Source organism: Rhizobium sp. BK591 (assembly GCF_014195045.1).
GTDB lineage: Bacteria > Pseudomonadota > Alphaproteobacteria > Rhizobiales > Rhizobiaceae > Rhizobium > Rhizobium anhuiense.
The window spans coordinates 1,220,988-1,235,079 of record NZ_JACIAZ010000001.1; the positions used below are offsets into that span (position 1 = coordinate 1,220,988).

A 14,092-nucleotide genomic window follows, 5' to 3' on the forward strand; every position below is an offset into this window, starting at 1 on the left:
CGATGGCACGTTTCTTTATCGATCGCCCGATCCTTGCCTGGGTCTTTGCGATCTTCATCTCCATCGCCGGCCTGATCGCGCTGCCCTTCCTGCCGGTCGCCCAATATCCGAAGGTCGCGCCGCCGCAACTCAGCATCACCACCAGCTATCCCGGCGCGTCGCCGCAAGATATCTATCAGGGCGTCACCCGCCAGATCGAGGAAGAGCTGAACGGGGTCGAGCACCTTTCCTATTTCGAGTCGACCTCCGATACATCGGGCGCGATGACGATCACTGCGACTTTTGCGGCAGGCACCGATATCGATCAGGCCTCAGTTGACGTTCAGAACGCCATCCGCCGTGTCGAGCCGCGGTTGCCGCAGTCGGTCAAGGATCAGGGCATCACGGTCGAGGAGGCGTCGTCCGGCTTCCTGATGTTCATCTCGCTGACCTCGACAGACGGCAAGACCGATGAGGTGGCGCTCGGCGACTATCTCAACCGGAACGTCATCGGCGAGCTGCGCCGTCTCGAAGGCGTCGGTCGCGCGCAGTTGTTTGCCTCGCAGCGGGCGATGCGTATCTGGATCGATCCCGACAAGATGGTCGGCCTCAACCTCACCGCCTCCGACATCAGCGCGGCGATTTCGGCGCAGAATGCCCAGGTGGCGGCGGGCCAGATCGGCGCCGCACCCAATCCGATCTCGCAGGACCTGACGGCGACGGTGCTGGTCAAGGGACAGTTGACCGACACCAAGGAGTTCGGAGACATCGTGCTGCGCGCCAATGCCGACGGATCGAACGTCAGGCTGCGCGATGTCGCGCGCATCGAAGAGGGCAGCGAGAGCTACAGCTTTTCCACCCGCTTGAACGGACAGCCGAGTGCGGCGATCGCCATCCAGCTGTCGTCGACAGGCAATGCCGTCAATACCTCCAATCTGGTCAAGGCGAAGATGGAGGAGCTATCGCGCTTCTTCCCGGCGGGCGTCGAATATGCGGTTCCCTACGACACCAGCCCGTTCGTCTCGGCATCGATCGAGAAGGTGGCGCATACGCTCGCAGAAGCCGTCGCACTCGTCTTCGTCGTCATGCTCATCTTCCTGCAGAGCTTCCGCTACACCATCATTCCAACGCTCGTCGTGCCGGTCGCGCTGCTTGGGACGCTTGCTGTCATGTATGCCGCCGGCTTCTCGATCAACGTGCTGACGATGTTTGCGATGGTGCTGGCCATCGGCATTCTCGTCGACGACGCCATCGTGGTGGTGGAAAACGTCGAGCGGCTGATGGCGGTGGAAGGGCTGTCGCCAAAGGAGGCGACCAAGAAGGCGATGCGACAGATCACCGGCGCGATCCTCGGCATCACGCTGGTTCTTTCCTGCGTCTTCGTGCCTATGGCGTTCTTCCCGGGCTCGACCGGCATCATCTACCGCCAGTTCAGCCTGACCATGGTTGTCTCCATCCTGTTTTCGGCCTTCCTGGCGCTGTCGCTGACACCGGCGCTCTGCGCCACCTTCCTGAAACCGATCAAGGGCCATCATGAAAAGAAGGGCATCGCCGGCTGGTTCAACCGCAATTTCGACCGGCTGACCGGCCGCTACGCCCGCACCGTCGGGGGATTGGCCAAGCGCTCCTGGCGGGCCATGGCCGTCTATCTCGCGCTGGTCGTGGGCCTCGGCTATCTCTTCGTCAACCTGCCGAGCAGCTTCGTGCCGGATGAGGACCAGGGATTCCTGATCGTTGACGTGCAGGGACCGCCGGAGGCGAGCCGCAACCGCACCGTGGCTTCGCTCGAAAGCATCGAGGCGATCTTCAGGAAGGAACCGGCCGTTGCCAACGTCGTCGCGATCCAGGGCTTCAGCTTCTCCGGGCAGGGACCGAACGCCGCCCTGGTGTTTGTCACGCTCAAGGACTGGGCCGAACGCGGCGCCGGCAATTCGGTGCAGGAGATCTCCAACCGCGCCAATATGCAGCTGTTTGGGCTGAAGGATGCCACGTCCTTCGCGCTGTCGCCGCCGCCGATCGAAGGTTTCGGCACGACCAATGGCTTCACCTTCCGCCTTCAGGATCGTGGGGCGAAGGGCCAGGCGACACTGACCGAGGCGGCGGGCATTCTGATCGGCAAGGCATCTGAGAATCCCATCATCGCCGGTATCCGCCCGGAAGGCATGCCCGACTCGGCCCAACTCGTGCTGGTCATCGACCGCGAAAAGGCAAATACCTTCGGCGTCGCCTTCGCCGACATCAACAGCACGATCACCGCCAATCTCGGTTCGAGCTATGTCAACGACTTCCCGAATTCGGGCCGCATGCAGCGCGTCATCGTGCAGGCGCAGGACAAGAGCAGACTTCAGGCCGAAGACCTGATGAAGCTCAATGTCCGCAATGCGAGCGGCGGCATGGTGCCGCTGTCGTCCTTCGCCATCGCCGAATGGCAGAAGGGACCGGCGCAGATCGTCGGCTATAACGGCTACCCCGCCGTGCGCATTTCCGGCGCTCCGGCGCCGGGATATTCATCGGGCGCGGCGATTGCCGAAATGGAGCGGCTGGCAGCCGAACTTCCCGACGGCTTCGGCTTCGAATGGACCGGCCAGTCGCTGGAGGAGCTCAGATCTGGATCGCAGGCGCCGTTCCTGTTCGGCCTCAGCATTCTTTTCGTCTTCCTGCTGCTGTCGGGGCTTTACGAAAGCTGGTCGATCCCGCTGTCGGTGATGCTGGTCGTGCCGCTCGGCGTCATCGGCTGCGTGCTCGCGGTGATGAGCCGCGACATGTCCAACGACATCTACTTCAAGGTCGGCCTGATCGCGATCATCGGATTGTCGGCGAAGAACGCCATCTTGATCGTCGAATTCGCCAAGGACGGCTTTGCCGAAGGGAAATCGCTGATGGAGGCTGCGATCGAAGGCGCTCGTCTGCGCTTCCGGCCGATCATCATGACTTCGCTCGCCTTCACCTTGGGCGTGGTGCCGCTGGCGATCGCCACCGGGCCAAGCGCGGCCAGCCAGAATGCCATCGGCACCGGCGTGCTTGGCGGCATGATCTCGGCGACGGTGCTGGCGATCTTCTTCGTTCCCGTCTTCTTCGTCTTCGTGCTGCGTCTCCTGAGGACGAAACGGCCGGAGGCGATGAACGAGGAAGCCTCGACCGCGCAGGAGCCGGCAACCATGACGTCACCGAGCTGACGCGACGTCACCGCCTGAACCGACGAGTTGGCGGGTTGCCTTGCGCAAACCGCCACACACCTTCGCACCGGGCCGTTCATTTCTTGGCTGTGTTGCTAGCCGCCGAGCTTCGGCGTGATCGTCACGTCGGCGCCATAGGCATCGCGCAGTTCGCCTTCCTGTCCCGGCTGCCGATCGACCGCCTGATGCAGCAGGATCGACTCGTATCCTTGCGAGCGCGTCCCCTCGATCAAGGTGATATCGGCATTTCCGGGATTGTCGGAGCGCTCGAACCACTCGACGGGGCGGTGCAGGAAGTTCATTTCCACCGCCCGGTTGGTGACGCCATGGCCGACGATCACGACGTTGTGGTCGCTATTTTCGGCGTCGTGCATGACGGTCTGCAGGAACAGGCGCACCCGCTGGGCCACATCCGCCCGGCTCTCGCCATCCGGCGGCCGCGCGTAGAATTTGCCGCTGTTGCTGCGCAGCCTTGCCCATTTTTCGAACTCATCGGGAAACTTCTGCTTCTGTTCGGCATGATCATAGATCTCGGTGAAGAGACCGAAATCTTGCTCGCGCAGCAGATAATCCTCCTTGATGTCACCGACGACGCTTTCCGGCAGGGCTGCAAGCAGCGCATCCTTGCTCTGCCGCGTCCTGAGAAAGGGCGAGTACCAGATGTGCAGCTTGCCGAAACCGGCGCTCGGCAACGCCGTGACATAGGAGGCGATCACGCTGCCTGCCTCCAGCGCCTGCCGATAGCCCCACTGCGTCAGCGGCACGTTATGATCGCCGAATTGGCGATAGGCCTGTTCATTGATGTTGCCGAGGGATTCGCCGTGGCGAACGAGAAAGATACGCATCAGCCATCCCGCATTGTCGGATATGAATCGCTGTCATCATGAACGCCCTGAATGCGCAGGGCAACATGGCTGGCGGGCCGCGCGGCGACGGACACTCTGCCAGCGCAGCGACGGACATTCTGCCAGCGCGGCGGCGGACAATCTGCCCGCGCGGCGACGGGCATTCTGCCCGCGGGGGATGAGCGGTTTGCAGCGCTTTTCCACATCTTGTCATCATCCTGAAACACGAGTCTGGTTTTGGAAGGTTAGATGAAAGATGGGGACATGAGCGGCAGCTCGTGAAAGACATGATGGAACCCAGACATTTCCGCACGCTCTTCATTTCCGATGTCCACCTCGGCTCGAAGGCCGCGAAGGCCGACTTCCTCTTGGATTTCCTGCGCCACCACGAAGCCGATACGATCGTGCTCGTCGGCGACATCGTCGACGGCTGGCGTCTGAAGCGCAGCTGGTATTGGCCACAGGTCTGCAATGACGTCGTTCAGAAACTGCTGCGCAAGGCGCGCAAGGGCACCCGCGTCGTCTATATTCCCGGCAATCACGACGAATTCCTGCGAGACTTCCCGGGCATGCATTTCGGTGGCATCGAGGTCGTCGAGCGCATGATGCATGACGGCGCCGACGGCAAGAAATACCTGATCCTGCACGGCGACGAATTCGACGTCGTCGTCCGCAACGCCCGGCTGCTCGCCTATCTCGGCGACTGGGCTTACGATACGGCGATCCGCATCAACATTCTCCTGGCGGCGGTGCGCCGCCGGCTCGGCATGCCCTACTGGTCGTTCTCGGCCTGGGCCAAGCTGCAGGTCAAGCATGCCGTCAACTTCATCGGTGAATTCGAGCGCGTCGTGGCTGAAGAAGCCCGCAAAAACGGCGCCGACGGCGTGATCTGCGGACATATCCATCATGCCATCATTCAGGACATGGACGGCATCCGCTACATCAACACCGGCGATTGGGTGGAAAGCTGCACGGCGGTCGCCGAGCACGAGGACGGTACGTTCGAACTGATCACCTGGCGGGCGCTCGCCAGCAGCGTGCCGGCGCTTGCCGCCATCGAAATGCATGACGAGGGCGAACTCGCCCCCCAAGCTGCCTGATTTTGGCGGCCTGATTTTTGTGCTGGCACATCCGTGCCCGCGCTCCCAAGAATTTAGCCGTTACCGTCAGGTGACAGGCCCTATTTATTTTCTAAAACGTTTCAGAACGGCTATTTCTCGCAATAGTCGCCTCCAGGGTGGCGTGTTAGGACAACGTCCAGTTTCCTTCAGGTCCGCCCATGATTCCCGCTCAACATTCCCCGACGGGTGAGGGAGCGCCGCCGCGCTTCCGGCTGCTCAGCGCGCTTTCCTATTGTGCGCCGCTGCTCGTCAACGGCATCGTTCTGCCGTTCTTTCCCGTCTGGCTCGCAACCCACAGCTTCAGCGATCACGAGATCGGCATCATCCTTGCCATACCGATGGTGGTTCGCGTGTTGGTGGCGCCTGTCGTCGCCATGATCGCCGATCGCTTGAAGGAACGCGCCGACGTCTTGCTCTGGTCTGGCTGCCTGTCGCTGCTGACGGCGATTGCGCTCTTCTGGACGACGACCTTCTGGCCTGTGACGATCGTCTATGCGCTGCAGGGCGCCACTTTCGCGCCCTATGTACCCGTCGTCGAATCGATCGTCATCTCGGGCGTGCGCCGTTGGGGGCTCGATTACGGATCGATGCGCGTGTGGGGCTCTATCGCCTTCATCGTCTCGACGTTGGTCGGTGGCCAGTTGATCAGCCGGTGGGGCGGCGAGATGGTGCTTGATATCATGGTGTTCGGCTTCATCATGACCGTCGTCATGGCGATCTTCTGTCCGCGCATCGGGCCGACGCGGCGGCGCGGCCAGCCGATCAACATTCCGGCCGCCACCGGCAGCGGGTTGCGCGAGCCGCATCTGCTGCTGCTTCTGATCGGCGTCGCCATCCAGCAGTCGAGCCACGCTGTGCTCAACGCTTTTTCCTCGATCTACTGGCATCAACTCGGCTTCTCCGGCACGCAAGTCGGCCTACTCTGGAGCGCCGGCGTCGCTTCGGAGGTAACGGTGTTTTTCCTGTCGAAACGTCTCAACCGGCGCTTCAACGCCTGGACGCTGATCCGCTTCGGCTGCGCCGTCAGCGTCTGCCGCTGGATCCTGTTTCCGATGAATACGGGCTTTGTCGGTTTCTTTCTGCTGCAGTGTTTCCACGGCTTCACCTATGCCTTCGTGCATACCGGTGTGCAGCGGCGGATCATGGCGACGGTGCAGGAAACACAGGAATCATCGGCGCAGGGCGCCTATTTCTTCTATGTCGGCATGGCGATGGCGCTGATGACGTTGACGTCGGGTTATCTCTATTCCTGGCTCGGTGTCGTCAGCTATTACGTCATGGCGCTGGTCGCGCTCTCCGGCCTCGGCCTCGTCATCTCAGCCTATTATCTTCAGCCCCAGAGGGTGCTTTCCGGCGGAAAGACCAGGGAAGCGGCGTAGCGCAGGCCGGGCTCGCGGTCGCGTGCAAGCAGCAACGGACCATCGAGATCGACGAAATCGGCAGTCTGGGCGAGCAGCACGGCCGGCGCCATGGCAAGCGAGGTGCCGACCATGCAGCCGATCATGATGCCGAATCCAAGCCGTTCGGCCTCGGCCTTCATTGCCAGGGCCTCCGTCAGGCCGCCGGTCTTGTCGAGCTTGATGTTGATCGCGTCATAGCGGTCGGCGAGGCTTGCGAGATCGCCGGTGTGGTGGACGCTCTCGTCGGCGCAGACGAGGAGCGGGCGGCGGATTTCGGCAAGCATCCCATCGCGGCCAGCCGGCAGCGGCTGTTCGACGAGCGCCACCCCCGCTTGCGCCGCGATATTGAGGTGGCGTTCGAGCACCGCTTCCGGCCAGCCCTCATTGGCGTCAAGGATGATTTTGGAATCGGGTGCGGCCGCGCGGACGGCGCGGATGCGGCTTTCATCATCGCCGGTTCCGACCTTGACCTTGAGCAGTGCGCGGCCGGCATGTTCGCGCGCCTGGGCGGCCATCACCTCCGGCTCACCGAGCGAGATGGTGTAGGCGGTGGTGAGCGGCTTCAGATCGGCAAGGCCGAGACGGACGGCGACGCTTTCACCCGTTCGTTTCGCTTCCAGGTCCCAGAGGGCGCAATCGACGGCGTTGCGCGCAGCGCCCGGCGGCATCGCCGACAGCAGGTCGCTGCGCGAAATGCCTGCCTCGACCAGCGGACGCGCGGCCTCGATCTGGGCGAAAACGCTCTCCATGGTCTCGCCATAGCGGCGATAGGGCACGCATTCGCCAAGCCCCCGGGCACCGTCTTCGGCGAGTGTACAGGTGATGACATCGGCCTCGGTCTTGGCGCCGCGCGAGATGGTGAAAGTCCCGGCAATCGGAAAGGAATTCATCTGGATATCGAGGGTGCGCGGCATTATTGCTGTCCTGCGAGCATGGAAATTGCACGTTGCTTCTGTATATTGACGCGCCGGTCGTCGAACGGTCCGTTCGCGATTCGCGGCAAGTTGCTGTAAGCCTTGAAAGACATAAGTATCTTGAACGCCGAGAATCGCAACGCTGCCTCGCTTGACGTGGACGACCAGGCCGATGGTTCGGGGCAGCATGTGCGTCTCAGAGGCAATTGGCGCAGCGCCTATATTCATTTCGTGCTGCGCGACTTCGAAAAGCTCCTTCATCAGAAGGCCGGCGACCTGACTGTCGACCTCTCGCATATTTCGGATATCGATACCGCCGGAATCTGGCTGCTGTGCCGGCTGAAGAAGGAAGAGGAGGCGGCTGGACGGACGGTTCGCTTCGAAGGCACCAATCAGCATATCGACGAAATGCTGGCGATGTTTTCCGAGGAGCCGGCCAAACCCGAGCCGGAGCAGCAGGAGAAGGTCTCGCTCGTCGCGCGCATCTTCGCGCCCGTGGGCAAGATGACCTACGAGGTCTGGGACAATTTCGCCGCCGCCATGTATATCCTCGGCTCGGCGGTGCGTGGTGCGCAGATGAAATTCGGGCGCGGCAGCGGCGTTTCGCCGGCCTCGATCGTCAACCAGATCGACCATATGGGCGTTCGCGCCGTTCCGATCATCCTCCTGATGTCGTTTCTGATCGGGGCGATCATCGCCCAGCAGGGCGCCTTCCAGCTGCGCTACTTCGGCGCCGAGGTTTTCGTCGTCGATCTCGTCGGCATTCTGCAATTGCGCGAAATCGGCGTGCTTCTCACCTCGATCATGATCGCCGGCCGTTCGGGCAGCGCGATCACCGCCGAAATCGGCTCGATGAAGATGCGCGAAGAGATCGACGCGCTGAAGGTGATGGGGCTGAACCCGATCGGTGTGCTGATCTTCCCGCGTCTGGTGGCGCTGACCATCGCGCTGCCGCTTCTGACGGTGCTGGCGAATTTCGCGTCGCTCGCCGGTGCGGCTGCGGTCGCCTGGGGTTATTCCGGCATCACCTTCGCCAATTTCCTGGCGCGTCTGCACGAGGCGGTGACGCTGTCGACGGTGCTCTCAGGCATGATCAAGGCGCCGTTCATGGCACTCGTCATCGGCATTGTCGCCGCCGTCGAAGGGCTGAAGGTCGGCGGCAGCGCGGAATCGCTCGGCCAGCACGTAACGGCCGCGGTGGTGAAGGCGATTTTCGTCGTCATCCTGATGGACGGGTTATTTGCGATGTTCTATGCAGCGATCAACTTCTAGCATGGCGAGCCCCGTGAACGAGCAACCGATCGAAAGCGAAGGACAGGGCAGGGATGTCGTGCTCTCGGCGCGCGACGTCACCGTCGGCTTCGGCTCCAAAGTGGTGCTCGACAATCTGAACCTCGATATCTATCGCGGCGAGATTCTCGGATTCGTCGGCGCGTCGGGCACCGGCAAATCCGTGCTGATGCGCACCGTGCTCCGGCTGCTGCCGCGCCGCTCCGGCACAATCAAGATCCTTGGCCAGGATTTCGACGAACTCGACGAACCCCAGCGCAACGCGCTCGATATGCGGCTTGGCGTACTATTCCAGCAGGGTGCGCTGTTTTCGTCGCTGACGGTCAAGGAAAATATCCAGGTGCCGATGCGCGAATATCTCGATCTGCCGCGCTCGCTGATGGACGAATTGGCGCATCTGAAGATCCGTATGGTCGGGCTTGCCGCTGACGCCGCCGACAAATACCCGTCCGAACTCTCCGGCGGCATGATTAAGCGCGCCGCCCTTGCCCGCGCGCTGGCGCTCGATCCGGAACTCGTCTTCCTGGACGAACCGACCTCCGGTCTCGACCCGATCGGCGCTGCCGAATTCGATGAACTGATCGCCAACCTGCGCGATAGTCTGGGACTGACCGTATATATGGTAACGCATGACCTCGACAGCCTGTTTTCGGTCTGCGACCGTATTGCCGTGCTCGGAAAGAAGCGGGTAATGGTGGAAGGCACGATCGACGACATGCTGGCCTATGACGATCCGTGGGTGCAGGCCTATTTCAAGGGTAAGCGGGCGCGGTCGATCGTGCCGCAGGACAATGGCGTGCGGCACGGCAGCAGCGGGAAGTGACCGGATAAGATGGAAACCAAAGCCAATTACACGATTGTCGGTTTTTTCACGGTGCTGGTGATCGCGGCTGCCTTCGGCTTCGTCTACTGGATGGCGGAGTATGGCCGTGGCGGCCCGATGACGGAACTGATCGTTCGGATTCCAGGATCGGCGAACGGCCTTAGTGTCGGCTCGCCGGTGCGCTTCAACGGCATCCAGATCGGCTCAGTGCAGACACTGTCGATCGATGCCGACGATCCGCAATATTCGCTGGCCTTCACCCAGGTGCGTACCGATGCGCCGATCTACCCGTCCACCAAGGCCGCCCTTGAAATCCAGGGCTTGACCGGGGCCGCCTATATCGAACTCTCAGGCGGCCGCAAGGGCGAGGAAAGCATCCTCCAGCATGCGATCGACAATAACAAACGCGCCGTCATCGTCGCCGACCAGTCAAGCGTCACCAATCTTCTGGCGACCGCAGACAAGATCCTCGATCGCGCCAACGACGCGGTCGGCGAACTTCAGGGTTTCATCGAGGATTCGCGCGGGCCGCTGACCGAGACTTTTAAGAATGCCGAGACTTTCTCGGACGCGCTTGCCAAGAATTCCGGCAATATCGACTCCTTCCTGCAGAGCGTCGGCCAGCTTTCGGAGACGGTGAAGGCGGTTTCCGGCCGCGTCGACTCGACGCTCAAGGCCGTCGAAGAGCTGGTCAAGGCGGTCGATGCGCAGAAGATCGACAACATCGTTTCCAATGCCGAGAAGCTCACCGCCAATGTTGCCGATGCCTCGGGCGACCTCAAGGGTGCGATCCAGAAGTTCGACCAGACTGCCACCACCTTCAACGATTTCGGCAAGCAGGCGCAGGCCACACTCGACCGCGTCGATACGCTCGTCGCCCAGATCGACCCGGCAAAGGTGAAGGGTTCCGTCGACGACATCGCGCAAGCGACCAAGGATGCGCGCACCGCCGTCGCCTCGATTCGCGATGTCGCCAACACGGTTTCATCGCGGCAGAAGGATATCGACCAGACGATCCAGGACGTCTCGCAGCTCGCCAATAAGCTGAATTCGGCCTCGACCCGCATCGACGGCATTCTCATCAAAGTCGATGCCCTGCTTGGAACCGACAATACGCAATCGCTGTTCACTGAAGCGCGCGATACGCTGGAATCCTTCAAGAAGGTGGCCGACAACCTGAATTCGCGCATCGGCCCGATCGCCGACAATCTGCAGAAATTTTCGAGTGGCGGCTTGCGCGACGTGCAGACTCTCGTCAACGACATGCGCGGAACCGTGAACAATCTGAACGATACGATCACCAACTTCGACCGCAATCCGCAGCGCCTGATCTTCGGCGGGGACACGGTCAAGCAATATGACGGCCGGACGCGGCGTTAACTGGGAAGTCAGGGGTAGCCTAATATGGTCGCATCGCATCTGTTGTCGCGCCGTTCGTGGATCAAGGGAACGGTGATCGCGCTGCCGCTGACGGCGCTGATCCTTTCGGGGTGCGGCACCGCGGCCAAGAACGATACCTATGACCTGTCCGCCGCCGTCGACGGCGACGGGCCTGCGGCCAAATCCCGCCAGGTCCTGATCGCCAGCCCGACGGCGCTGCGGGCGCTCGACAGCGAGCAGATCGTCATCCGTGTTTCGTCTTCGGAAATTCAGTATCTCTCGCGGGCGCAGTGGGGCGACAAGCTGCCGCGCATTGTACAGTCGAAGCTGGTGGAAGCTTTCGAGAACTCCGGCAAGCTCGGCGGCGTTGGCATGCCGGGGCAGGGGCTGGCGATCGACTACCAGGTCGTCACCGATATCCGCTCCTTCGAGATCGATGCGTCGAGCGGCAATCAGGCTGTGGTCGAAATCTCGGCCAAGATCCTCAACGACCGCAACGGCTCGGTGCGCGCCCAGAAGGTGTTCCGCGCCACGGCACCGGCCGGCGGCGACAATGTCGGCTTCGTCAAGGGTCTCGACCGCGCCTTCTCCACGGTTGTCTCCGAGATCGTCAGCTGGACGCTGCGCTCAATCTGAGATGGCGTGTCGCGACCGCTGCGTCGACATCAAGGGTTGCTGATTCTGAAGAATATTTGGCCTCATGAGTTTGGGGCCGCCATCGTATTCAATTTCTTCATGAATTTGTGGAACGCATCATGTTATCGCTATCAGGAGGCATGCTGCATGGTGGTCGCACGCGTATTCGGAAAGTCGTCGTCGGAAGCGATTCAGCGCGAAAATGCTCGGTTGGCTGCGCTGCAGCAGCTCGACCTTCTCGATACGCCGAGGGACGAAGGCTTCGAGCGGATCGTACGCCTGATAAAGCAGATATTTTCCATCGAGATCGGCATCGTATCCCTGATCGATGCGCATCGGCAGTGGTACAAGGCATGCTCCGGCCTTTCGGCCGACGAGGTATCGCTCGAAGACACGTTTTGCCGCTGCGTTGTGGACTGTGACGAGCCTGTTATCGTGCAGGATGCCACGAAGGATGCCCGCTTTTCGAAGCATCCTGCAGTGACAGGCGAAGACCATATCCGCTTTTATGCCGGCGTGCCGCTGAGAACAAAAGCCGGGCACATGATCGGGACGGTATGCGCCATCGACCGTCGGCCAAGATCGTTCGGCAACACAGACCTTAGCATCCTCCAGGAGCTGGCGGGGGCGGCTATGGACCGCATCGAGCTCATGCAATCGGCCGCCACCGACAGCCTCACTGAGACGATGACACGGCGTGCCTTCAAGCAGGAGGCCGATCAGCTGATTTCGCTCGCTCTGCGGCATAAGCATGACCTCTCGTGCATCGTCTTCGATATCGATCATTTCAAGCAGGTGAACGATACGCATGGGCATGCCGCAGGCGACGAGGTTCTCAAGGCGGTGGCAGCGGTCTGCAGGACGGCACTCCGAGCCGGTGATCTTTTCGGCCGTCTTGGAGGCGAGGAGTTTGGCGTTATCCTGCCGCATGTCGACCGGGAAGGTGCACTCGCCGTCGCCGAGAAACTCAGAGCCGCCATCGCCTCTGAGATCATTCGCGGCGATCACGGCGCCCTGACCGTTACGGCCAGCTTCGGAACGTCGGCGCTCTCGATCGTCAGCAAGGAAATCGAGACCCTGCTGGCCCAAGCCGATGCCGCGATGTATCAAGCCAAGCACAGCGGACGGAATCGTTGCGTGTCGTGGAGTTCCATCCACGCCGATCACGCCATCGGCGCGCGACGGCGGGTGCTGAAGGCGGGTTCGATCCTGTTCAACGATCGACGCTCGACCATCGACTGCACCGTCAAGTCCATCGGTTCGGAGAGCGCCGGCATTTCGGTCTCCAATACGTCAGGCATTCCGCCGGAATTCATCCTTGCCATCAAAGGCGAAGGCTTCGAAACGAATTGCAGGGTGATCGCCCAAGACCGGCAACACCTGGAGGTGGCTTTCAGATAAGCCGTCAGCAAAAACCTGCCGGAGCTACTTCGTCGGTTGCGAATCCGTCATCGTCGCTCCCGGCTGGCTGCCGGGTGTCGTGGAAGCTGTGGTGGTCGATGACGCCGGCAGGGTGCTGTCCAGCAGGCTTGCCATCTTGTCGTCGCGCAGGCTCGCGGTCTTTTCGCCCATGACGACGCCGACCACGCGGCGGCCATCCTTCTGCGCCGACGTCACGACGTTATAGCCCGAAGCGTCGGTATAGCCGGTCTTGATGCCGTCGACGCCGTCATAGCGATACATGAGGTTGTTATGGCCGCGCAGCTTCATGCCGCGGAACTGGAAGCCGCGCATGGAGAAGAGCTTGAACTCCTCGGGGAAGTCCCGCATCAGCGAAATTCCGAGTGTGGCCATGTCACGCGCCGTGGTGACCTGCTCCGGATCGGGAAGACCCGACGGATTCTTGAAGACCGTGTCCTGCATGCCAAGCTGGCGTGCCTTGCCGGTCATCGCCTCGGCGAAAGCCTGTTCGGAGCCGCCAAGCTGCTCGGCGATCGCCACCGCCGCATCATTGGCCGACAGCACGACGATTCCCTCGACCGCTTCGCGCAGCGTCACCTTGCGGCCGGCGCCGACGGCGAGCTTGAAAGGCTCCTTGCTCTCGGCATTTTCCGACATGGTGAGCTTCTGGTCCCAGTTGAGGCGCCCGTCATGCAGGGCCTCGAAGGCAAGATAGAGCGTCATCATCTTGGTCAGCGACGCCGGATAGTTCAGGTCGTCCTGATTGGAGCTTTCGAGGACCTGACCGGACTGCGCATCGACGACGAAGCTTGCCTGGCCCGCCTCAGCCAGAGTGAAAGCGCCCGTCAGGAAAAGGGAAGAGAGCGCCGTGGCAAGGAGCCGGGATGTCGTCTTGGTCATCAATGTGCTGTCTCTGTCGTTTCGATGATCGAGTGGGCCGTTGGCCTGAATGCAGCGGATTATAAAAGTTTGTGACGGAATGAAGGACGAGGGGCAATAAAAAAGGGTCATCCACAGCTGGTTCCTTTTGTCTCACCGTTTTCGGTTTTGACAAGGATGCGCCCGGCACGTAGAAAACTCGCCATGAGCATGAAGCCCGCGCTTTTCTCCCGTCATATCAGCACCTG

At 61.5% G+C, this 14,092-nt stretch carries 11 protein-coding genes; 8 read left to right on the forward strand and 3 right to left on the reverse strand.

All coding sequences use genetic code 11. From position 1 onward, the window contains the following. Positions 1-2: 2 nt before the first annotated feature. Positions 3-3,155 (forward strand): efflux RND transporter permease subunit, encoded by a 3,153-nt coding sequence (locus FHX10_RS05920; RefSeq protein ID WP_063474991.1) that lies wholly within the window; start codon positions 3-5, stop codon positions 3,153-3,155. 95 nt (positions 3,156-3,250) lie between these two features. Here FHX10_RS05920 and FHX10_RS05925 read toward each other — a convergent pair whose 3' ends face one another. Further along, on the reverse strand, positions 3,251-4,000 hold the full coding sequence (locus FHX10_RS05925; protein ID WP_184389150.1) for a histidine phosphatase family protein: 750 nt from the start codon (positions 3,998-4,000) through the stop codon (positions 3,251-3,253). Between the two features lie 287 nt (positions 4,001-4,287). On the opposite strand from FHX10_RS05925, the gene FHX10_RS05930 reads away from it, so the two are divergent. Beyond that, the gene (locus FHX10_RS05930; RefSeq protein WP_063474988.1) at positions 4,288-5,100 is read left to right on the forward strand and encodes a UDP-2,3-diacylglucosamine diphosphatase; all 813 of its coding nucleotides are present in this window, start codon (positions 4,288-4,290) and stop codon (positions 5,098-5,100) included. Between the two features lie 179 nt (positions 5,101-5,279). After that, positions 5,280-6,500 (forward strand): MFS transporter, encoded by a 1,221-nt coding sequence (locus tag FHX10_RS05935; RefSeq protein ID WP_063474987.1) that lies wholly within the window; start codon positions 5,280-5,282, stop codon positions 6,498-6,500. Here the strand turns inward: FHX10_RS05935 and dgcA are convergent. After that, positions 6,452-7,435, reverse strand: a complete 984-nt coding sequence (dgcA, locus tag FHX10_RS05940; protein ID WP_047610067.1) for an N-acetyl-D-Glu racemase DgcA — start codon at positions 7,433-7,435, stop codon at positions 6,452-6,454. The two genes, FHX10_RS05935 and dgcA, sit on opposite strands and share 49 nt — an antisense overlap. Positions 7,436-7,537: 102 nt before the next feature. On the opposite strand from dgcA, the gene FHX10_RS05945 reads away from it, so the two are divergent. The 5 genes from FHX10_RS05945 to FHX10_RS05965 all read left to right on the forward strand — a co-directional run bounded on the left by FHX10_RS05945 (position 7,538) and on the right by FHX10_RS05965 (position 12,965). After that, entirely contained in the window at positions 7,538-8,707 is a 1,170-nt protein-coding gene (locus FHX10_RS05945; RefSeq protein ID WP_174824470.1) for an ABC transporter permease, read from the forward strand. Position 8,708: 1 nt separating this feature from the next. Then, positions 8,709-9,548: an ABC transporter ATP-binding protein gene (locus FHX10_RS05950; protein ID WP_047610063.1), complete on the forward strand. Its 840-nt coding sequence runs from the start codon at positions 8,709-8,711 to the stop codon at positions 9,546-9,548. Between the two features lie 9 nt (positions 9,549-9,557). Next, positions 9,558-10,928 carry an MlaD family protein gene (locus FHX10_RS05955; RefSeq protein WP_047613957.1) on the forward strand — a complete coding sequence of 457 codons (1,371 nt, stop codon included), beginning with the start codon at positions 9,558-9,560 and terminating at the stop codon, positions 10,926-10,928. A 24-nt stretch (positions 10,929-10,952) separates the two neighbouring features. Beyond that, positions 10,953-11,564 carry an ABC-type transport auxiliary lipoprotein family protein gene (locus FHX10_RS05960; protein WP_047610060.1) on the forward strand — a complete coding sequence of 204 codons (612 nt, stop codon included), beginning with the start codon at positions 10,953-10,955 and terminating at the stop codon, positions 11,562-11,564. A gap of 147 nt (positions 11,565-11,711) precedes the next feature. After that, positions 11,712-12,965, forward strand: coding sequence for a sensor domain-containing diguanylate cyclase (locus FHX10_RS05965; RefSeq protein WP_063475197.1), 1,254 nt, complete (start codon positions 11,712-11,714; stop codon positions 12,963-12,965). 24 nt (positions 12,966-12,989) lie between these two features. Here FHX10_RS05965 and FHX10_RS05970 read toward each other — a convergent pair whose 3' ends face one another. Beyond that, positions 12,990-13,865, reverse strand: a complete 876-nt coding sequence (locus FHX10_RS05970) for a D-alanyl-D-alanine carboxypeptidase family protein (protein WP_063474985.1) — start codon at positions 13,863-13,865, stop codon at positions 12,990-12,992. Positions 13,866-14,092: the final 227 nt, after the last annotated feature.